We start from the raw sequence: 20,270 nt of genomic DNA on the forward strand, positions 1-20,270 counted from the left end.
TCAGGAATCCCGCATGCCCGAGACTCCCTTGCCACGCAATGATACGCCCCTTGCCGCCCTGAACGCCTGGCTTGCTGCCTGGTTGATGGAAGAGGAGGGCGGCAAGCGGCGTGCCTTGCCATGGACCCGTCTGCTGGCCGCGATCATGCAGCGTCTGCCCGGTGAGGCCGCGACGCTGATGCGCTATCTGCCGGAGCGTGACGAGTTGCTGCCGCTGGCCACGCATGGGCTACCTGCCGAGGTGCGCGGTCGGCGCTTTGCGTTGTCAGAGCATCCGCGGCTCAAGGCGATTGCCGAGCACACCGGTGTCTATCGCTTCGCGGTGGACAGTGACCTGCCGGACCCCTTCGATGGCCTGCTGGGGGAAGTGCATGGGCCGGATCTGCTGGTGCACGACTGTGCGGGTATCGCGCTGCGCGAAGGGGACAGGTTGCTGGGCGTGATGACCTTCGATGCGCTGACACCTGGTGTGCTGGCCCCGCTGGAAGCGCTTGCGCCGGGCATGACACCGCAGGCCCAGAGGACCTGTCCGCAGCGCGGGCCAGCGATGGCGAGACTGGAGGCACAGTTGGAAGCGGTAGCCGATACCGACATGACGGTGCTGGTGACGGGCGAGACCGGGGTGGGCAAGGAGGGCGTGGTCCAGCGGTTGCACGATGCGTCGCGTCGCGCCAGTCGGCCTCTGGTGCGCATCAACTGTGCCGCGCTGGCACCGGAACTGGTCGAGAGTGCGCTGTTCGGGCATCGGCGAGGGGCCTTCTCCGGCGCGTCCCATGATCATCGTGGCCATTTCGTGATGGCCGATGGCGGCACCCTGCTGCTGGATGAGATCGGTGAGCTGCCGCTGGCGTTGCAGCCCAAGCTGCTGCGGGTGCTGCAGGAAGGTGAATTGCAGCCGCTGGGCAGCGATCGCGTGGTCAGGGTCGATGTGCGCGTCATCGCGGCGACCAATCGTGACCTCGAGGCCGAAGTCGCCGCCGGGCATTTCCGCGAAGATCTCTACCACCGGCTGAGCGTCTATCCGCTCAGGGTGCCGCCGCTGCGTGAGCGCGGACGAGCGGATCTGCTGGCGCTGGCGGGAACCTTTCTCGAGCACAACCGCACGCGCCTCGGGCTTGGCAATCTGCGCCTGACGCCGGCGGCGGAGCGTCTGCTGTGTGACTACCCGTGGCCCGGCAACGTGCGTGAGCTGGAGCACTGTCTGAGTCGCGCCGCCCTGCATGCGCGGCTGGCGCAGGGGGCTCATCCGACGCGCCTGCGCGCCGATGGGCGTCAGCTGGTGGTGATCACGCCGGAGCTGCTGGGGCTGGAGACGAGTGCCGAGGTGGCGCACGAGCAGGCCGGTGGCATTGCCCTCCACGCCGCACAGGAGGGGCATGGCACGATTCAGGCGGGGAGAGCGAACCCGGCGCAGCGTCATGTCCTGCAGGACATCGATGAAGCGCTGGGGCTGCGTGATGCCACCGAGGCGTTTCAGCGCGAGCACATCTCGCGGGTCTGGCTGGCGAGTGATCGCAACTGGGCAGAGGCCGCGCGCAGGCTCAAGGTCGATCGCGGCAATCTGTATCGACAGGCCCGGCGGTTGGGCATCGTATGACACGAGCAGATCAGGCGCGCGTGGCGATCAGCACCGCACGCTGTGGTGCCGGATGGCCTTCACGGGTCAGGCGTGGGTCGTCAGGGTCGAGGAAGTCACTCAGCGAGTGATAGGTCATCCAGTCGGTCGAGCGTTGCTCATCCAGCGTGGTCACCGCTTCATCGACGATGCGCACGTCCTTGAAACCGGCGCGCTCACACCAGTGGGCCAGCGCCCGGGAGGACGGCAGGAAGTAGACGTTGGGCATCGCGGCGTAGCGCTCGCCGGGCATCAGTACCGTCGTCACGTCACCTTCCACCACCAGGGTTTCCAGCACCAGTTCGCCGCCGGGGCGCAGGGCATCGCGCAGCTGGAAGAGGTGGTCCATCGGCGAGGGGCGATGATAGAGCACCCCCATCGAGAACACGGTGTCGAAGGCGGCCATCTTCGCGGGGACGTCCTCGATGCCCACCGGCAGGAAGTGCAGGTTGCGCCCCTGGGGGTGATCCGCGCCGATGAAGTGACGCACGGCATGGAACTGGCAGTAGAAGCGCGGGGAAGGGTCGATCACCAGCGTGAAGGCGGCACCAGCGCCGACCATGCGCCAGCCGTGGTAACCATTGCCGCCCCCGACATCCAGCACGCGACGGTGAGTGAGATCCGACAGATGCGGCGCGAGGCGCTGCCACTTCCAGTCGGAGCGCCATTCGGTATCGATATAGATCTCGTCGAGCTGATAGGGGCCCTTGCGCCACGGCATCATGGCGCGCAGCAGATTCTCGCTCTGGCGTTGCTGCCCAGTGCTCAGGCCAGTCGGAAAGCATGCACCGACACGGTCGGCATCCAGCTGCACCTCGCGCTCGTCAGGTAGCGTCGGCAGCTTCTCCAGTGCCCCATGCCAGGCCTTGAGGTCAGCATGGCGCTTGCGGTCCAGACCCTTGGCCAGTTGCTCGGGCAGGGCGCCCAGCCAGCGGGCGAAGCCGTCACCGACGGCGCCTGGCTCACAGGCAAGCTCGGTGAAGGCGCGGTAAAGATCACGATCGTAGGGGGAGATGCTCATGCGCTGGGTCGGGTCCGTGCAGGCGTAGCGGTCATTCGGCGGCTTTGAAAGCGACCATCGAGGCAAAGTTCAGGTATTGCAGCCAGGTGTGGCTGCGCGCGAAGCCGGCGCGTGCCAGGCGCGTATGGTGAGTGGCGAGACTGTCGGGCTTCATCACGTCCTCCAGCGCTTCGCGTTTCTGCGAGATCTCGAGGTCGGAGTAGCCGTTGGCGCGCTTGAAGTCATGATAGCGCTCGATCAACCAGGCGTTCTCGACCGGGTCGTCGCTGATGATCTTCTCGGACAGGATCAACACGCCGCCGGGCTCCAGCGCCGCAAACAGCTTGTCGATCACGGCGTCGCGGTCCTGCGGCGGCAGAAACTGCAGGGTGAAGTTGACCACGATCATGCCGGCAGGCTGGTACTCCAGGGTGCGGATATCGGCTTCACTGACGTTGATGCGATGGTCCGGGAAGGCGTCGGCGAGCTCGCGGCTGGCGCGCTCGACCATCGGCCGGGACAGATCGACGGCTTCGATCTCGATGTCCTGGGCCGCCATCTCACGTGCCAGTGCCATGCTGGCAGCCCCCAGCGAGCAGCCCAGATCATAGACGCGTGCGCCAGGGCGCAGGTGAGCGCGGGCCATCAGCCCCAGCATGGCGATGATCTGACCGTACCCCGGCACCGAACGGCGCAGCATGTCCGGGAAGCAGCTGACGACCTGTTCGTCGAAGGAGAAGCTGGCAACACGGTCAAGGGGTGTCGTAAATATCGCGTCACGGTAAGATGCATCACTCATGGATCAAGGCTTCATCGGGCAGAGGGCCTGGGCGACATGCCATTGGCCGGGGAGCGGCTGGGCTGAGTGCCCTGCTGGGCCCGCCATTCTACGCATTCGAGGTGCCTGACGCACCCGCCGCGGCTTGCCGATGATGCTTCCATCAACCGATTTCTGACCGGGCCACGCAGGGCCGGTCGCGACACTTCAAGGAGAGAGGTGGCCATGTCCACTCCATCGTCTGCACGTTCTGCCCGCCGTAACAGTCAGGCCTGGCAGGCCCTCGCGCGTCATCATCAGGAGCAGATGGCCGATGTGCACCTGAAGGACCTGTTCGCCGAGGATGCGGCGCAAGGGCGCGATCGAGTGACGACCTTCACCCGTTCTGCCGCGGGCCTGCGCCTGGATCTCTCCAAGCAGCGTCTCAAGCAGGAGACCCTGGAGCTGCTGCTGGAGCTGGCGCGGGAAACCGGTGTCGAGCAGGGCATCAAGCGTCTGCTGGCCGGTGAGCACGTCAATCGCTCGGAAGATCGCCCGGCCCTGCACGCGGCCCTGCGTCTGCCACGCTCGGCAAGTCTCGAGGTGGATGGCGAGGATGTGGTACCTGCCATCCACGAGAGCCTCGAGCGGCTCGCCGAGATGGTCGAGACCTTCCATAGCGGGCAGTGGCGTGGTGCCACCGGCAAGCCGATCACCGATGTGGTCAATCTGGGGGTCGGTGGCTCGGACCTGGGGCCGCTGATGGTCTCGAGCGCGCTGAGCGATTGCCGTCCCAAGGGCGTCCATGAGGTCGGCGTGCACTTCGCCTCGACCATGGATGGCTCACAGCTGGCGGACTACCTGCAGTCCTTCAGTCCGGAAACCACCTTGTTCATCCTGTCGTCCAAGTCATTCTCCACCATCGACACGCTCTCCAATGCGCGCACCGCGCGTGACTGGCTGAAGTCGCGCCTTGACCCGCAAGGCCGTCTGGAAGGACTGATCAATCGTCAGCACTTCATCGGCGCATCCGCCAAGCCGGAGAAGATGAGCGAGTGGGGTATCGCACCGGAACATCAGCTGCTGTTCTGGGACTGGGTCGGCGGGCGCTACTCGCTGTGGGGCACCATCGGACTGCCCATCGCGCTCAATGTCGGCATGGACAACTTCCGTCGCCTGCTGGCGGGGGCGCATGAGCTGGATGAGCATTTCCGCACCGCACCGCTGGAAGACAATCTGCCGGTATTGCTGGCGCTGGCGGGTATCTGGAACAACAACTTCCTCGATATTCGCGCCCACTCCATCCTGCCCTACGACGGCCGCCTGGAATACTTCGCCAGCTACCTCGAGCAGCTGGAAATGGAATCCAACGGCAAGTCGGTCACCAACGATGGCGAGATGGTCGATTACTCCACCTGCCCGGTGCTGTGGGGCCAGCTGGGCCCGAACGCCCAGCATGCCTTCTATCAGCTGCTGCATCAGGGTACCCAGGCAGTGGAATGTGACTTCATCGCGCCGATGCGTCGCTATGACCATGTCGAGGACGCCGAGACCCGTGCCCACCTCAAGGCGCAGCACCGTCTGACACTGGCCAACTGCTTTGCCCAGTCGCGCGTGCTGATGCTGGGCGATGACGCGATACCGGGTGACGAGGCCCAGCCGAATCACAAGCGTTATCGTGGCAATCAGCCCTCGACCACCCTGCTGCTGGAAGCGCTGACGCCGGAAACCCTGGGGGCCCTGATCGCGCTTTACGAGCAGAAGGTCTTCGTCCAGGCCACCATCTGGGACATCAATCCGTTCGATCAGTGGGGCGTGGAGCTGGGCAAGCAGATCGCCACCGCGACGGAAGCGACCATGACCACGGGAGAAGGCTTCGAGCAGCTGGACGCTTCCAGTCGTGCCTTGATCGAGTCCGTGTGGGCCGCCCAGGGGCAGGACCCGCGCTGACCGGTCAGGGGCGTGTTGTACCTGCATGGTTTCAACTCGGCCAGTTGCTCGCCCAAGGCGCAGTTGATGAAGCGTGCGGCCGCCGAATTCGGTCTGCCCTGCGTCGCGCCTGACATCCCACCGCAGCCCGCTGCCGGGCAGGCGGTGGTGGAGGAGGCCTACCAGGCGCTCTGCGCGCAGTTGGATCTCGACCCGGCTGACCCTGCCTGTGACGACGCCATCGTGGTGATCGGCAGCTCCATGGGTGGCTTTCTGAGCACCTGGCTTGCCGCGCGTGAGGCTGCGCGACTCGATGGACCCCAGGGCTGCGAGCAGAGCGTATGGCGTCAGGGGCCGCGCACGGTATTGATCAACCCAGCCGTGCGCCCGGTCAGGCTCGTCACGGCATGGCTGGGGTCGACCCACGCCAACCCCTATACCGGCGAGTCCTTCACCGTCACCGAAGCATTCGGTCCGGCGCTGGCCGCACTGGAAGCGATCCCCGTCACGCCGCAGCGCACCCTCGTGCTGCTTGCCACGGCGGACGAGACATTGGACGTCAACGATGCCGCAAGCCTCTATCAGGATTGCCGGCTGATCCTCACGCCGGGAGGGGATCATGGATTTGCCAGACTGGCGGAGTACCTGCCTGCCATCATGGCGCATGCCGGCCATCGTCTGGCCCCCGGACGTCAACACCAAGGACACAAGGCTGCGATGAGTCAGTACAGCGCCAGTTCCATCGAGGTTCTCTCCGGCCTCGAACCGGTCCGCAAGCGGCCCGGCATGTATACCGATACCACTCGGCCTAACCACCTGGTCCAGGAAGTCATCGACAACTCCGTCGATGAGGCGCTGGCGGGTCACGCGAAGGAAGTGCGCGTGAAGCTGCTGGAAGACGGCGGTATCGAGGTGGCGGATGATGGTCGTGGCATGCCCACTGACATCCACCCCGAGCATGGTGTGACCGGGATCGAGCTGATCCTCACCAAGCTGCACGCGGGGGGCAAGTTCTCCCAGGACAGCTATCGCTTCTCGGGCGGCCTGCATGGCGTGGGTGTCTCGGTGGTCAACGCCCTGTCGACGCGCCTTGAGGTGGAGGTCTGCCGTGAGGGTCTGCGTCAGCGCATTGCCTTCGAGAATGGCGAGAAGGTCGAGGAGCTGAGTCAGATCGGTACCGTCGGCAAGCGCAATACCGGCACTCTGGTGCGTTTCTGGCCGGACGAGAGCTACTTCGACAGTCCGCGTCTGGCGATGGCACGCCTGCGTCACCTGCTGCGCGCCAAGGCGGTATTGTGCCCGGGGCTCAAGGTCGTGCTGACCGAGACGGACGGCAGCGAGACGGCCTGGCATTACGAGGATGGCCTGCGCGACTATCTGCTCGGCGCCACCGATGGTTTCGAGCGACTGCCGGAATCGCCGTTCGTCGGTCATCTCGAGGATGAGGAGCATGGCGTCGACTGGGCCATCCAGTGGCTGCCGGAAGGCGGCGAGCTGGTGCAGGAGCCCTACGTCAATCTGATCCCCACGCCGCTGGGCGGCACCCACGTCAATGGCCTGCGTTCCGGCCTGCTCGAGGCGCTCAAGGAATTCTGCGACTACCGCAGTCTGCTGCCGCGTGGCGTCAAGCTGAGTGCGGATGACCTGTGGGAGCGCGCCGCCTTCGTGCTGTCGGTGAAGATGCTCGATCCACAGTTCGCCGGTCAGACCAAGGAGCGGCTGTCCTCGCGCAGCGTCGCGGCCTTCGTCTCCGGGGTGGTCAAGGACGCCTTCTCGCTGTGGCTCAATCATCATGTCGACCAGGCCGAAGCGCTGGCGGAACTGGTGATCTCGGCGGCCCAGCGCCGTCTGAAGAGCGCCAAGAAGGTCGCGCGCAAGAAGGTGACTTCCGGGCCTGCGCTACCGGGCAAGCTCTCGGATTGTTCAAGCTCCGACCCTGCCGACAGTGAGCTGTTTCTGGTCGAGGGTGACTCGGCTGGCGGCAGCGCCAAGCAGGGTCGCAACCGCGAGACCCAGGCGATCCTGCCGCTGCGCGGCAAGATCCTCAATACCTGGGAAGTCGAGTCGCATGACATCTACTCCTCCCAGGAAGTCCACGACATCGCGGTCGCCATCGGGCTGGACCCGGGCTCGGATGATCTCACCAAGCTGCGCTACCACAAGGTCTGCATCCTGGCGGATGCCGACTCCGATGGCCTGCACATCGCCACGCTGCTGTGCGCGCTGTTCGTGCGGCACTTCCCGGCGCTGGTGGATGCCGGGCGCGTCTTCGTCGCCATGCCGCCGCTGTATCGCATCGACCTGGGCAAGGAAGTCCATTACGCCCTGGACGAGAGCGAGAAGGCGCACATCCTCAAGCAGCTCGAGAGCAAGCGTGGCACGCCCAACGTGCAGCGCTTCAAGGGGCTGGGTGAGATGAACCCGCTGCAGCTGCGCGAGACCACCATGGCACCGGACACTCGCCGCCTGGTGCAGCTGACACGCAGCGCGGATGACGGCACCCACGAGATGCTCGACATGCTGCTGGCCAAGAAGCGCGCCAGTGATCGCAAGAGCTGGCTCGAGGACTACGGCAACATGGCTGACATCGAGGTCTGATCATCGGTGGAGCTTCGAGAGCCAGCTGAACTTCGAAAGCCAGACAAGCTGCGCGACAGCATTCTTTCGGGAGCGCCACAGTCAGGCGCTCCCCGGTTTTACGCTCGTAATCAAGGTCAAGTGCCCATGAGCATGGATATCCAGGTCGCGGAGGGTGACGTCGAACGTCTGGCCCTGCGTGACTACACCGAAAAGGCGTACCTCGACTACTCGATGTACGTGATTCTCGACCGCGCCCTGCCGCATGTCGGTGATGGCATGAAGCCGGTACAGCGCCGCATCGTCTACGCCATGCGCGAGCTGTCCCTGACGGCCAACGCCAAGTACAAGAAGTCGGCGCGTACCGTCGGCGATGTGCTGGGCAAGTTCCACCCGCATGGTGACAGCGCCTGTTACGAGGCCATGGTGCTGATGGCGCAGCCGTTCAGCTATCGCTATCCGCTGGTGGATGGACAGGGCAACTGGGGTAGCCAGGATGACCCCAAGTCCTTCGCGGCCATGCGTTACACCGAATCGCGTCTGTCGAAATATTCCGAGGTGCTGCTGTCCGAGCTCTCCCAGGGCACCGTCGACTGGGTGCCCAACTTCGATGGCACCATGAACGAGCCCAAGGTGCTGCCGGCGCGTCTGCCCAATGTGCTGCTCAACGGCACCACCGGCATCGCGGTGGGCATGGCGACCGACATTCCGCCACACAACGTGCATGAAGTCGTGGCCGCCACACGCCACCTGCTGCGCAACCCGGACTCCGACAGCGATCAGCTGATGGACTTCCTGCCGGCACCGGATTTCCCCACCGAGGCGGAGATCATCACGCCGCGCACCGACCTCGCCAAGCTCTATCGCACCGGTCGTGGCAGCGTGAAGATGCGCGCCCGCTATGTGCTGGAAGAAGGCGATATCGTGATCACGGCGCTGCCGTATCAGGTCTCCGGCGCCAAGGTGATCGAGCAGATCGCCGCCCAGATGCAGGCCAAGAAGCTGCCGATGGTCGCGGACCTGCGCGATGAGTCCGACCACGAGAACCCGACGCGCCTGCTGATTCAGCCGCGCTCCAATCGGGTCGATATCGAAGGCCTGATGGCGCACCTGTTCGCCACCACGGATCTCGAGAAGAACGCGCGCGTCAACATGAACGTCATCGATCTCAAGGGTCGCCCGCGCGTGATGGCACTGCACGAGATGCTCGCCGAGTGGCTGCGCTATCGTCGCGCCACCGTGCGTCGTCGCCTCGAGCATCGTCTGGCCAAGGTCGAGGACCGTCTGCATATCCTCGAGGGTCTGCTGACGGCTTATCTGAATCTCGACGAGGTGATTCGCATCATCCGCGAGGAGGAAGATCCCAAGGCCAGCCTGATCGAGACCTTCCAGCTCTCCGAGCGTCAGGCCGAGGCGATCCTCGAGCTGCGTCTGCGTCACCTGGCACGCCTCGAAGAGATGAAGCTGCGGGGCGAGCAGGACGAGCTCAAGCGCGAGCGCAAGCACCTCAAGCATCTGCTGGGCAATGACGAGGCCCTGACCGATCTGATCGACAGTGAGCTTGAGCAGGCTGCCACTGACTTCGGCGATGCACGTCGCTCGCCGCTGGTTGAACGCGGCGAGGCCAAGGCGCTGTCGGAAGTCGAGCTGATGGGCGCCGACCCGATCACCGTCGCGCTGTCCGAGAAGGGCTGGATCCGCGCCGCCAAGGGACATGATATCGACCCCGAAGGCCTGTCCTACAAGGCCGGCGACCGCTTCCATCTGGCGGCGCGCGGCAAGACCAATCAGCCGCTGGTGCTGCTGGATGACACCGGGCGCGCCTACACCCTGGCCGCGCACAATCTGCCCAGTGCGCGCGGGCAGGGCGAGCCGATCACCGGGCGCATGAATCCGGCGGCGGGGGCTTCGATGGTCGGGCTGCTGCTCGACGCGCCCTCGGCGCGCTATCTGCTGGCCTCCGATGGTGGCTATGGCTTCGTGACCACGCTCGAGCAGCTGACCGGCAAGAACAAGTCCGGCAAGGCCGCGCTGACCTTGCCGCGCGGCTGTGCGGTACTGCCGCCGGTGGCGATCCCCGAGGTGCCTGAGACGGCGCAGGGGGATGCCGCGCCGCTGGAAGTGGCGGTGGTGTCCAACGAAGGGCGTCTGCTGGTCTTCCCGCTCGTCGAGTTGCCGGAAATGTCCAAGGGCAAGGGCAACAAGATGCTGTCGATTCCGGGCGAACGCGCCGCCAATCGTGAGGAATTCGTGCGCTCGCTGGTGGTCGTGCCTGCCGGGGCCACGCTGGTGGTGCACGCCGGCAAGCGCAAGACGCTGCTCAAGGGGGCGGATCTTGACTACTATCGTGGCGAGCGTGGCCGACGCGGCAGCAAGTTGCCCAAGGGCTTCCAGAAGGTCGATCGTCTGGCCGTAGACAGTTGATGATGCCAGTGGCGAGCTGCCCTGGAGGTAACCTCTTGATGATTCATTGCTCAGGAACGATTTTCCGATGACACAACGTATCTTGATCCGCGCCACCGGTGCGGCTCGTCCGGGACAGCTGGCAGGGCTCGGTCAGGCGCTGGCCCGCAGTGGCGCACGTCTGCTGGATATCAATCAGAGCGTGACCTTCGGGCTTGTGTCGCTGGAAGCGCTGGTGGCACTGGAGGCGCAGTCCGAACTGGAAGCGGCGCTGAGTGCTGCCGGGGAACAGCTGGGACTGGATGTGCAGGCCGTGCAGGTCGGCGCCGAGGAATATGCACGCTGGAGCCATCAGCTGGAGCGCCCGCGCTGGATTCTGACGCTGCTGGCACCGCGACTGCCGGCGGGCATTCTCGCCGAGGTCGGCGGCCTGACGGCGGAATTCGGTATCACCGTCGAGCTGATGCATCGCCTGTCGGGGCGTGAACCGCTGGATGGCGAGTCACCGGCCGAAGGCGCCTGTGTCGAGTGCTGGCTGCGCCTGCCGGAGCACGAGACCGACATCAATGCGCTGCGCGAGAAGGCGCTGGCGCTGGGCGCGCTGCATGGTGTCGATATCGCGATCCAGGAAGACGATATCTGGCGTCGTCATCGCCGCCTGATCTGCTTCGACATGGATTCGACCCTGATCAAGACCGAGGTGATCGATGAGCTGGCGCGTCGTCATGGGGTCGGCGAGGAAGTCTCGCAAGTCACCGAGCGTGCCATGCGCGGTGAGCTGGACTTCCAGGAAAGCTTCCGTGAGCGCATGAGCAAGCTCAAGGGGCTGGACGAGTCGGTGCTGGCGGAGATCGCCGCCAACCTGCCGCTGATGGATGGGGTCGAGCGTCTGATGGCCAATCTCAAGGCGCTGGGCTATCGCACCGCGATTCTCTCCGGTGGCTTCACCTACTTCGCGCGTCACCTCCAGCAGCTGCTGGGCTTCGATGAGATCCACGCCAACGAGCTGGTGATCGTCGATGGCAAGGTGACCGGTGAGGTGCGTGAACCGATCGTCGATGCCGAGCGCAAGGCGCTGCTGCTGCGCGAGATCGCCGAGCGTTACGGCCTGCGCATGGAGCAGACCATCGCCGTCGGGGATGGTGCCAACGACCTCAAGATGCTTGCTGAAGCAGGGCTGGGCATCGCCTTCCGCGCCAAGCCGCTGGTACGTGAACAGGCGCGTCAGTCGATCTCGACGCTGGGGCTTGATGCCGTGCTCTATCTGATGGGCTACCGCCAGCAGGACCTCAAGCACTGACAGACGCCGACGACTCGGAGTCTGTCTGTTGTCGCCCTACCAAAACGCCATTCGCCACGCCGTCAGGAGTTTGCCCATGCCGTCACCCTATGACGATGAACTGCACCTGCTGTGTCTGTTCCCGCATGACGCCGCCCTCAAGGGCTTGAAGATTCGCCACGATGCCAGTCCTGACATGGTCGCTGCGGCAGAACGTCTGCACGCCAAGGGCCTGACCACGCTGCCCGATGGTGGCTATCTGACCTCCGTGGGTCGTGAGGCTGCCGAGCATGCCCATCGTCTGAACGATCTGCTGCACGTTCCCCAGGCCATGACAGGGACCTGACCTGAGGGGTCAGGCCTTGTGCTTGCGGTAGGTCGCGCGCGTGATCTCGACGATCTCCACGCTGACCTCGCGAGCGGCCTCGCAGTGCGGCTTGAGGGCTTCCATCAGGATGTCCGCCAGACGCGACTTGTCGTCATCGCTTCGGCCTTCCAGCTGATGGCAGTGAAGGTTGACGAAGCCATGCTTGTGCGCCAGTGGTGCCTGATTGCCCGCCAGGCGCCAGTGACGCCAGCTTTCCGCGCGCACCTTGATGTCGCTTTCCTTGAACAGGCCGCTTTGCATGGCGGCGGCATGCAGGTCATCCATGATCGCGTCCATGTCGAGGCTGGGGGCCAGACTGTCGGCATAATCAATGACGAGATGAGGCATGTGATGGGCTCCTTGAGCGTGGCCACGCCTCTTGGGGCGTGTGCCGATGGTGATGATGGCCAGCGATTCTAGCGAACAGGGGCGTCTTGGAGCGGCGCCCGGGGATCTCGCGCACCAGACGTGGCATCAGGAAGCCGGGCAGATGCTCCAGCAGTGCCTCCATCAGGGCGCAGGCGTCTTCATCGCTGACCGCGAAGTGGGCGGCGCCCTGGACGGGGTCGAAGGCATGCAGGTAGTAGGGCAGCACCCCGCACTCGAACAGTCGCTCGGCGAGGGCCGTCTGCGTTTCCACCGAGTCATTGACGCCGCGCAGGATGACGCTCTGGTTGAGCAGGGTGACCCCGGCTGCCTTGAGGCGTGTCATGGCCGCGGCGACCTCCGCGTCCAGCTCGTTGGCGTGGTTGCTGTGGATGACCAGCACCTTCTGCAGTCGCGTCGCCTTCAGCCAGTCCAGCAGCTCGGCATTGACGCGATCCGGTATCACCACCGGCAGGCGGGTGTGGATGCGCAAACGCTTGAGATGCGGTATCTCGCCCAATGATTCCACCAGCCAGGCCAGTCGCCTGTCGGGAGACACGAGCGGGTCGCCACCCGAGAGGATGACCTCGTGGATGCGCTCATCGGCGCGCAGGTAGTCGAGAATGTCCTGCCATTGCGCGCGGCTGGGCTGGTGGTCTTCATAGGGAAAATGGCGCCGGAAACAATAGCGGCAATTGATCGCGCAGCCACCGCTGGCCATCAGCAGCACTCGGTTGGTGTACTTGTGGATCAGTCCCGGGAGCGGGGTGTGCTCCGCTTCTTCCAGCGGGTCGGTGACATAGCCGTCGAGCACGTCCGTCTCGCTGTCCAGTGGCAGCACCTGACGCAGCAGCGGGTCATTCGGGTCTTCGGGGCGGATGCGGCTGGCATAGGCCTCGGGAACGCGGATCGAGAACAGGGCATGGCCGTCGCTGGCGCCGGGAAGCCATTCGTGATCCAGTCCCAGGCGGTCCAGCAGCGCCTCGGGAGAGCGAATGACGTCGCGCAGCTGTGCACGCCAGTCAGGCGGCAATCTGGAATTCATGGCGGGCAAGACCCGTTAACGAGTCGAGAGCGAGCAAGATGGCCAATTATTCTACCAACGAATTCAAGTCCGGTCTGAAAGTGATGCTGGACAATGACCCCTGTGCCATCGTTGACAATGAGCTGGTCAAGCCGGGCAAGGGGCAGGCCTTCAATCGCGTCAAGCTGCGCAACCTGAAGACCGGTCGTGTGTGGGAGCGGACGTTCAAGTCCGGTGAGAGCATCGAAGCTGCCGACGTCATGGAAGTCGACATGGAATACCTCTACACCGACGGGGAAATGTGGCACTTCATGCGTACCGATGGCTCCTTCGAACAGTATGCCGTCGATGGCAAGGCGCTGGGCGACAACATCAAGTGGCTGAAAGAGCAGGTCGTCTACACCATCACGCTGTGGAATGACAACGCGATCGCGGTGACTCCGCCGAACTTCATCGAGCTGGAAGTCGTCGAGACGGATCCGGGCCTCAAGGGTGACACCGCCAACGGTGGCTCCAAGCCGGCGACGCTGTCTTCCGGTGCCGTGGTGCGTGTCCCGCTGTTCATCAACCAGGGCGAAGTGCTCAAGGTCGATACGCGCAGCGCCGAGTACGTCTCGCGCGCCTGAGCCTTTTCGCTCACGTCGTGATCCCTCTGATGCCTCGCCTCGTGCGGGGCATCATCGTTTGTGCCGGTCAATCCTGCCCTTGCCGCAAGACTGGGCGCCCACTGCGACGCGAGAGCGACTCGTGCAGCGCGCACGACTGATCAATGAGGTGCGGGCCTTCTTCGCCGAGCGTGAGGTGCTGGAGGTGGAGACGCCGGTGCTGGGGCAGGCCGGCTCGACCGACGTGGGGCTGGCCTCGTTGTCATCGTCGTTGCAATTGCCCGGTGAGCGTGAACGGGTGCCGATGTGGCTGCAGACCTCGCCGGAATTCCACATGAAGCGTCTGCTGGCGGCCGGCAGCGGGCCGATCTTCCAGATCGCGCGTGCCTTCCGCGATGGTGAGGTCAGTCGTCGCCACAATCCCGAGTTCTGCATGCTGGAATGGTATCGCCCCGGCATGAGTCTCGAGGGCCTGAGAGAGGAAACCTGTGAGCTGATCCAGCGCGTGATGGCGCTCGGGGCGCGGCTGACCGGCAAGTCGTCGCTGCTGGACACCTCTGATGCATCAGACGCCTCAGGGGCTGGTCCTGCCGTCACGGCCTACCGTGATCTCTTCCGGCGAGTGCTGTCACTGGACCCGTTCAGTGCCTCTCTGGACGAGGTACGCGCGGCATGCGGGCGTGAGTGCGCTGTCGATGCCAGTGACTGGTCCCATGAGACCTGCCTGGATGCGCTGATGAGTCTGGTGATCGAGCCGACATTGGGGGCCGCATGCCGAGTGACTGCCCCATGCTGACCTTCTGGCCCGGCATCAGGGTGTCATCGAACTCGACGCTGTCCGGGAAGCACATCACCACGGTGGAGCCGAGCTGGAAGCGACCCATCTCGGCGCCCCGTGCCAGCTCGATGAGTTGATCGAAGCGGGTCGTCTCGACATCGCCGGACAGTGGCGTGACCTGGCCGCTCCACACGGTCTTGATCGCCGCGACGATCATCGCGCCGACCAGCACCATGGCCATCGGGCCGTGTTCGGTCTCGAAGATGCAGACCAGGCGCTCATTGCGGGCGAAGAGGCCCGGCACATGCGTGGCGGTGGCTTCATTGACCGAGAACAGGCGTCCCGGCACGTAGGCCATCTCCACCAGGCGGCCCGCCAGGGGCATGTGGACGCGGTGATAGTCCTTCGGTGACAGATAGACGGTAGCGAAGCGGCCGTTGCGGAAGGGGGCGGCACGCTCCTCGCTGCCACCCAGCAGCTGGGTCAGCGAGAAGGCCTGACCCTTGGCCTGCACCAGGGTGCCGTGGCTGATGGCTCCGAACTGCGACAGCACACCATCGGCAGGCGAGACGAGTCCTTCCTCGATGGGGCGGGCCTCTTGCTTGAGGGCACGGGTGAAGAAGTCGTTGAAGCAGGCGTAGGCGCGCGGATTCTCCTCGAGCGCCTCGTTCATGTTGACGTCGTAGGCCTTGATGAAACGTTCGATGAAGGTGTTCTTGACCCACGGGTTCTCGCAGGCGGCGATGCGCCCGATGAGGCGTGAGATCAGGTGCTGGGGTAACGGGTATTGGCTCAGAGAGAACAGCTTGGCACGATCCACGATGTTGATCCTTGCAGCGATTGCCCCATTCCTTCCAGGAACCGGGATAGGCGCGAATGTCCTCGAACCCCAGTGCACGCCCCACCAGCCAGGTCAGGCCTGAGCGGTGGTGGCTCTGGCAGTGCGTCACCACATGCTGCTCGGGACTGATGCCCCGCGCGCCCAGCTCGGTGATCAGCTCGGCATAGTCACGAATGCGCAGGTCGCGCTCGCGGTCCATGGCCTCGGTCCACTCGAAGTGCACGGCGCCGGGGATATGGCCAAGACGCGCGTTCTGGCCTTTTTCTCCGCGATACTCCTCCAGTGAACGGGCATCCCACACCACGACCTTCTCCTCGGGGGCCTCGGCGGACAGGCGCTCGAGAATGTCCTCGCGGGTCGCCATCACGCTGGTATCGACATAGGCGGCGTGATATTCGCTGGCCTGCCATTCGCTGGCAGCCTCACTCAGGGCAAGTCCTTCACCCTGCCAGGCATGCAGACCGCCGTTGAGATAACTGAAGCGCGTGTGGCCCAGCAGCGCGAGGGTCCACAGCAGACGACCTGCCCAGCCACCGCCTTCGTCGTCATAGGCGACGACATGGCTGTCCCGCGTGATGCCCAGCTCGGACATGATGTCGGACAGCGCCTGTGGGCTCGGCACGCCGGGGATCTCGTCCTCGTTGCTGCCGACCAGGCGCTTGAAGTCGAGCAGGCGTGCGCCGGGCACATGACTGGCATGACTCTCGGCCTTGAGCGGAACATCGACGATCACGATGTCCGGGTGGTCAAGCAGCGGCAGCAGCTGCGCAGGCTCGACGATCAAGGGCAGCAGGTTCACCTTGTTCGAGCGCCTCTTTTCACTTCGCGCCGAAGGCACCACGACGCGCACGGAAGTGCTGGCAGGCATTGCCACCTTCCTGGCTTCGATGTACATCATCGTGGTCAATCCCGGCATCCTGTCCGCTACGGGTATGCCGTTCAGTGCCGCACTGACCGCCACCGTGCTGGTCAGCTTCTTCGGCAGCCTGATGATGGGACTGTACGCCCGCAATCCGATCCTGGTGGCACCGGGCATGGGCATCAATGCCCTGTTCGCCTACACCATGGTGCTGGGGACCGGCATGCGCTGGGAGGTCGCGCTGGGGTGCGTCTTCTGGGCGGGTGTCATCTTCGCCATCCTGGCGCTGTTCAACGTGCGACGTCTGGTCATCGATGCGATTCCCGCTCAGCTGCGCTATGCGATTGCCTGCGGTATCGGCCTGTTCATCACCCTGATCGGGCTGGTGAATGCCAAGCTGATCGTGTCCAACCCCGTCACCGTGGTCAGTGTCGCCCCCATGACGCCCTCGCTGGTGATCTTCATGATCGGGCTGGCGCTGACGGCGGTTCTGGTCGCCAGACGTATCCATGGCGCCTTGATCATCGGCATCGTGGCGACCACCCTGATGGCGGCCACCATCGGCCGTCTGTGGGGGGACGGGACTGCCTACTTCCCGCCCGAGATCGCGCAGCCGACGCTGGTCAACTTCACCGGCATCTTCGCGGCACCTGATTTCAGCGGCCTGCTGGCACTGGATTTCATGGGCTCACTGAAGATCGCCTACGTGCCCTTCATCTTCGTCATCCTGTTCACGGTGTTCTTCGATGCCCTGTCCACCTTCATGGCGGTCGCTGAGGCGGGCAATCTGAAGGATGAGAATGGTGACCCGCGCAACATCCGTCGCTCGATGATGGTCGATGCCTTCTCGGCGCTGGTCTCCGCACCGCTGGGCACCAGCCCTGCCAACGCCTATATCGAATCGGCGGCCGGTATCAGCCAGGGTGGGCGCACCGGTCTCGTCGCCGTGGTCGTGGCACTGTGCTTCCTGCCGTTCCTGTTCCTGGCGCCGTTGCTGTCGCTGGTGCCTGCCATCGCCACCGCGCCGGCGCTGATTCTGGTCGGCGTGTTCATGATGGAGCCGATTCGCAAGATTCACTGGCACCAGTTCGATGATGCGATTCCGGCCTTCATCGCCATGGTGATGATCCCGCTGACCTACTCCATCACCCACGGGATCGTGTTCGGCTTCCTGAGCTTCGTGATCATCAAGCTGGGGGTCGGCAAGGCGCGGGAGATTCGCCCGACCATGTGGGTGCTGTTCGCGCTGTCGATCCTGCTGTTGCTGGAAGGCTGAGTCAGGCGATCATCCAGCCCAGGAAGGTCAGTCCGAGGAACACCAGCAGGATGCCGCCGATGATCGAACCTCTGAGCAGTGACGTGACGCCCTTGAACAGCAGATACAGCCCGAACACCAGGCCCAGCAGACTGAACAGGGAGGTGCTCATGCCCAGCTCACCGGCCAGACCACTGAAGAAGCCCTTGAGGGCGTCGTCGAAATTGGCGAAGAAGCCGCTCAGGCCCTCCACGATGAAGCGGATGGCGGCGCCAAGCTGAGTGCCGATCCAGTTGAAGAAGTCTTCCATTGCGCACGGTATCCGGACAGAAAAGAGGCCACAGTGTGCCATGAATGCGGCGTGGACGCTGTCGTTGCACCATCAGGTGTCCAGGTACCTGGCGGTGAAATCGTCGATCCCCATGGGCTTGTCCATCAGGTAGCCCTGCAGGGCGTCGCAGCCCATCTCCAGCAGCAGCTCTCGCTGTCTGGAGGTCTCAACGCCTTCCGCCACCACGCACATGCCCAGTTCATGCCCCAGCTGCACCATGAAGTTCACCATCCGGCGGTTCATCTCGTCGTTCTCGAGATCATTGACGAAGCTGCGATCCACCTTGAGCTCATCGAAGGGCAGGTGCTTGATGTAGGTCAGCGAGGAGAAGCCGGTGCCGAAATCATCCAGTGACAGCCGCAGCCCCAGCGAGCGCAATTCATGCATGCGTGCCACCGTGGCTGGCATGTCGGTCGCGAAGACATTCTCGGTCAGTTCCAGTTGCAGGTATTCAGGGGAGAGGGTGTGCTGGCCGAGCGTTCTGGCGACATTGCTGACGTAGTGCGGTGATTCCAGCTGTTTGACGCTGACATTGACAGATAGATAGAGCTCGGCGAAACCGGTGCCGTTCTGCCAGCCCGCCAGCAGCCTGCAGGCCTGTTCCAGTACCCAGTCGCCGAGGCTGTCGATCAGCTGGCTCTTCTCGGCCAGCGGGATGAATTCATAGGGGGAGATGTTGCCGAACCGAGGATGTCGCCAGCGCAACAGGCATTCAGCGCCGACCAGCTTGAGCCCTCTGTCGAATTGCGGCTGAAGCTCCATGTAAAGCTCTTCGTGCTCGATGGCGCGACGCAGGTCATTTTCCAGCTGCACGGCCCGCTCAAGCTCCACGCGCATGCTGGGGTCAAAGCGAACGGTCTGGTTGCGTCCGGCTTCCTTGGCGCGATACATCGCGATATCGGCGCGGCGGATGAGCTCCTCCGCACTCAGGGCGCGATCATGGAACATGATGCTGCCCAGACTGGCCGAGCTGTGATGATCCAGTGGCTGCGACTGCGGGTCGGAGAGCGTATAGGGCTGGTTGAGCGCCTGCTGCAGACGCTCCATCAGCTCATCCAGTTCACGACAGGCTGCCTGCGGGTCATGGCTCAAGGGCTGTACCAGGATGACGAACTCGTCCCCGCCAAAGCGCGCGACAAGATCCGTCTCCCGCACCTGGCCGGTCAGGCGGTGGGCCACTTCGATCAACAGATGGTCGCCGGTGGTATGCCCCAGCAGGTCATTGATCTTCTTGAAGTGATCCAGGTCGATGAAGATGAGCGCCCCGTGAGTGTCTCTGGCGTCCATGATGATGATCGCCTGCTGCAGCGCATCAATCAGCGTGGCGCGATTGGCCAGCTTGGTGAGAGGGTCGAAGCGACTGTGCTGATGCAGCAGGGCTTCTGATTCGACGATGCGCGTGATGTCGGTGATGGAACCGATCATGCGCAGGGGAGTGCCGTCGTGATCACGTTCGATCACGTCCCCCTTGTCGATGACCCAGACGACATTCCCGTCCCGTGTCAGCATGCGATGGCGATGGTAGTAGGGTGTCCCGCCTTCCAGGCAGTCCTGGATGGCGACCATGACTTCCGGCGTGTCCTCGGGATGCAGCAGGCTGGCGAATTCCTCGAGGCTGTTGTGCAGCTCGTCGTGGGGGACGTTCAGGATCTCGGACCAGCGCCGATTGTGCGTCACGGAGCTGTTGGTGATGTTCCAGTCCCAGAAGCCTTCCAGCGAGGTGTCATAGATATGATCGATATGACGGCTCTTGCGCTCATGCTCACGGACTTCCGCGGTGATGTTGTGCGCCAGCACGGCGACCAGCGGCTTGCCATGAATGTCATGGAAGGGCTGCTTGATGGAGCGGAAATGATTGATCTCGCCGGTGGTGCCGTCGGTGGCATCCTCGAAGACCTGCTCACGCTCGAACTTGCTGAGCACCTGCTCCACGCTGCGGCGGAAGAAGCGGCTCTGCTCGGTATTGCCGGTGTAATGACTGTCGTCGCGTCCGATGATGTCTTCGAGCGTGGTGCCGTAGAAGTCGGTCAGGGTGCGATTGGCGAAGCGAAACAGCCCCTTGGCATCCTTGATGAACAGGATGTCGGGATGGGTATCGACCAGCGTGCGCAGCAGATGGTTCTCGGCTTGCAGTGCCTCGAGACGTGACGACATGGCCTGCAGTCGTGCATGCAGGCTGTCGTCGTCAGACGCTAGGGTCTCGGTGGAGACTTCTGAATGCGAAGGGTGGCGTCCCTCGGCATCGGAAGGTGCGGCCATGGCGGGTTCCCGGGGCGATGGAGAC

At 64.0% G+C, this 20,270-nt stretch carries 15 protein-coding genes and 3 pseudogenes; 10 read left to right on the top strand and 8 right to left on the bottom strand.

Features of this window, described 5'->3' with window-relative positions; all coding sequences use genetic code 11:
• The first annotated feature begins 13 nt into the window (after positions 1-13).
• Positions 14-1,597: a sigma 54-interacting transcriptional regulator gene (locus CU110_RS05300; RefSeq protein WP_240665483.1), complete on the top strand. Its 1,584-nt coding sequence runs from the start codon at positions 14-16 to the stop codon at positions 1,595-1,597.
• 10 nt (positions 1,598-1,607) lie between these two features.
• Here the strand turns inward: CU110_RS05300 and cmoB are convergent, their stop codons facing one another.
• Complete coding sequence (gene cmoB / locus CU110_RS05305; protein WP_084208203.1) at positions 1,608-2,636, bottom strand: tRNA 5-methoxyuridine(34)/uridine 5-oxyacetic acid(34) synthase CmoB; 1,029 nt, start codon at positions 2,634-2,636, stop codon at positions 1,608-1,610.
• 31 nt (positions 2,637-2,667) lie between these two features.
• Positions 2,668-3,414, bottom strand: a complete 747-nt coding sequence (cmoA, locus tag CU110_RS05310) for a carboxy-S-adenosyl-L-methionine synthase CmoA (protein WP_084208204.1) — start codon at positions 3,412-3,414, stop codon at positions 2,668-2,670.
• Between the two features lie 204 nt (positions 3,415-3,618).
• On the opposite strand from cmoA, the gene pgi reads away from it, so the two are divergent.
• The 6 genes and pseudogenes from pgi to CU110_RS05335 all read left to right on the top strand — a co-directional run bounded on the left by pgi (position 3,619) and on the right by CU110_RS05335 (position 11,906).
• Positions 3,619-5,322: a glucose-6-phosphate isomerase gene (pgi, locus tag CU110_RS05315; RefSeq protein WP_084208205.1), complete on the top strand. Its 1,704-nt coding sequence runs from the start codon at positions 3,619-3,621 to the stop codon at positions 5,320-5,322.
• A gap of 12 nt (positions 5,323-5,334) precedes the next feature.
• Positions 5,335-5,952, top strand: a pseudogene (locus CU110_RS16600) (YqiA/YcfP family alpha/beta fold hydrolase); the annotation flags it as partial.
• Between the two features lie 66 nt (positions 5,953-6,018).
• The gene (gene parE / locus CU110_RS05320) at positions 6,019-7,899 is read left to right on the top strand and encodes a DNA topoisomerase IV subunit B (protein WP_084208207.1); all 1,881 of its coding nucleotides are present in this window, start codon (positions 6,019-6,021) and stop codon (positions 7,897-7,899) included.
• A gap of 126 nt (positions 7,900-8,025) precedes the next feature.
• Positions 8,026-10,302: a DNA topoisomerase IV subunit A gene (parC, locus tag CU110_RS05325; RefSeq protein ID WP_084208208.1), complete on the top strand. Its 2,277-nt coding sequence runs from the start codon at positions 8,026-8,028 to the stop codon at positions 10,300-10,302.
• Positions 10,303-10,369: 67 nt separating this feature from the next.
• Positions 10,370-11,581, top strand: a complete 1,212-nt coding sequence (serB, locus tag CU110_RS05330) for a phosphoserine phosphatase SerB (protein ID WP_084208209.1) — start codon at positions 10,370-10,372, stop codon at positions 11,579-11,581.
• Between the two features lie 76 nt (positions 11,582-11,657).
• Positions 11,658-11,906, top strand: coding sequence for a TIGR02647 family protein (locus CU110_RS05335; protein ID WP_077374239.1), 249 nt, complete (start codon positions 11,658-11,660; stop codon positions 11,904-11,906).
• 9 nt (positions 11,907-11,915) lie between these two features.
• Here CU110_RS05335 and CU110_RS05340 read toward each other — a convergent pair whose 3' ends face one another.
• A complete protein-coding gene (locus CU110_RS05340; RefSeq protein WP_077374236.1) occupies positions 11,916-12,275 on the bottom strand; it encodes a 5-carboxymethyl-2-hydroxymuconate Delta-isomerase in 360 nt (119 codons plus the stop codon).
• On the bottom strand, positions 12,256-13,338 hold the full coding sequence (gene epmB, locus CU110_RS05345; protein WP_127734791.1) for an EF-P beta-lysylation protein EpmB: 1,083 nt from the start codon (positions 13,336-13,338) through the stop codon (positions 12,256-12,258). The genes CU110_RS05340 and epmB overlap by 20 nt, the downstream gene beginning before the upstream one ends.
• A 38-nt stretch (positions 13,339-13,376) precedes the next feature.
• Between epmB and efp the strand changes: the two genes are divergently transcribed.
• Both efp and CU110_RS17515 read left to right on the top strand, forming a co-directional pair.
• A complete protein-coding gene (gene efp / locus CU110_RS05350) occupies positions 13,377-13,943 on the top strand; it encodes an elongation factor P (RefSeq protein ID WP_077374233.1) in 567 nt (188 codons plus the stop codon).
• A pseudogene (locus CU110_RS17515) lies at positions 13,867-14,424 on the top strand (amino acid--tRNA ligase-related protein); the annotation flags it as partial. The gene efp and the pseudogene CU110_RS17515, both read left to right, overlap by 77 nt.
• Before the next feature lie 139 nt (positions 14,425-14,563).
• On the opposite strand, the gene asd reads toward CU110_RS17515, so the two are convergent.
• Both asd and CU110_RS05365 read right to left on the bottom strand, forming a co-directional pair.
• Positions 14,564-15,520 (bottom strand): archaetidylserine decarboxylase, encoded by a 957-nt coding sequence (asd, locus tag CU110_RS05360; RefSeq protein WP_240665484.1) that lies wholly within the window; start codon positions 15,518-15,520, stop codon positions 14,564-14,566.
• A gap of 16 nt (positions 15,521-15,536) precedes the next feature.
• A pseudogene (locus tag CU110_RS05365) lies at positions 15,537-16,409 on the bottom strand (rhodanese-like domain-containing protein); the annotation flags it as partial.
• Between CU110_RS05365 and CU110_RS05370 the strand changes: the two are divergent.
• The gene (locus tag CU110_RS05370; protein WP_084208211.1) at positions 16,342-17,676 is read left to right on the top strand and encodes an NCS2 family permease; all 1,335 of its coding nucleotides are present in this window, start codon (positions 16,342-16,344) and stop codon (positions 17,674-17,676) included. The pseudogene CU110_RS05365 and the gene CU110_RS05370 sit on opposite strands and share 68 nt — an antisense overlap.
• Position 17,677: 1 nt before the next feature.
• Here the strand turns inward: CU110_RS05370 and CU110_RS05375 are convergent, their stop codons facing one another.
• Together CU110_RS05375 and CU110_RS05380 are read right to left on the bottom strand one after the other, a co-directional pair.
• Positions 17,678-17,965, bottom strand: a complete 288-nt coding sequence (locus tag CU110_RS05375) for a hypothetical protein (RefSeq protein ID WP_077374218.1) — start codon at positions 17,963-17,965, stop codon at positions 17,678-17,680.
• Between the two features lie 72 nt (positions 17,966-18,037).
• Positions 18,038-20,245, bottom strand: coding sequence for an EAL domain-containing protein (locus CU110_RS05380; protein WP_084208212.1), 2,208 nt, complete (start codon positions 20,243-20,245; stop codon positions 18,038-18,040).
• Positions 20,246-20,270: the final 25 nt, after the last annotated feature.

The organism is Cobetia sp. ICG0124, assembly GCF_004006355.1.
GTDB lineage: Bacteria > Pseudomonadota > Gammaproteobacteria > Pseudomonadales > Halomonadaceae > Cobetia > Cobetia marina.

Coding starts and splice junctions, on each gene's coding strand:
- epmB (WP_127734791.1), bottom strand. CDS start 13,338: ATGAATTCCAGATTGCCGCCTGACTGGCGTGCACAGCTGCGCGACGTC.
- serB (WP_084208209.1), top strand. CDS start 10,370: ATGACACAACGTATCTTGATCCGCGCCACCGGTGCGGCTCGTCCGGGA.
- CU110_RS05380 (WP_084208212.1), bottom strand. CDS start 20,245: ATGGCCGCACCTTCCGATGCCGAGGGACGCCACCCTTCGCATTCAGAA.
- CU110_RS05300 (WP_240665483.1), top strand. CDS start 14: ATGCCCGAGACTCCCTTGCCACGCAATGATACGCCCCTTGCCGCCCTG.
- CU110_RS05340 (WP_077374236.1), bottom strand. CDS start 12,275: ATGCCTCATCTCGTCATTGATTATGCCGACAGTCTGGCCCCCAGCCTC.
- parC (WP_084208208.1), top strand. CDS start 8,026: ATGAGCATGGATATCCAGGTCGCGGAGGGTGACGTCGAACGTCTGGCC.
- CU110_RS05375 (WP_077374218.1), bottom strand. CDS start 17,965: ATGGAAGACTTCTTCAACTGGATCGGCACTCAGCTTGGCGCCGCCATC.
- parE (WP_084208207.1), top strand. CDS start 6,019: ATGAGTCAGTACAGCGCCAGTTCCATCGAGGTTCTCTCCGGCCTCGAA.
- CU110_RS05335 (WP_077374239.1), top strand. CDS start 11,658: ATGCCGTCACCCTATGACGATGAACTGCACCTGCTGTGTCTGTTCCCG.
- pgi (WP_084208205.1), top strand. CDS start 3,619: ATGTCCACTCCATCGTCTGCACGTTCTGCCCGCCGTAACAGTCAGGCC.
- cmoB (WP_084208203.1), bottom strand. CDS start 2,636: ATGAGCATCTCCCCCTACGATCGTGATCTTTACCGCGCCTTCACCGAG.
- cmoA (WP_084208204.1), bottom strand. CDS start 3,414: ATGAGTGATGCATCTTACCGTGACGCGATATTTACGACACCCCTTGAC.
- efp (WP_077374233.1), top strand. CDS start 13,377: ATGGCCAATTATTCTACCAACGAATTCAAGTCCGGTCTGAAAGTGATG.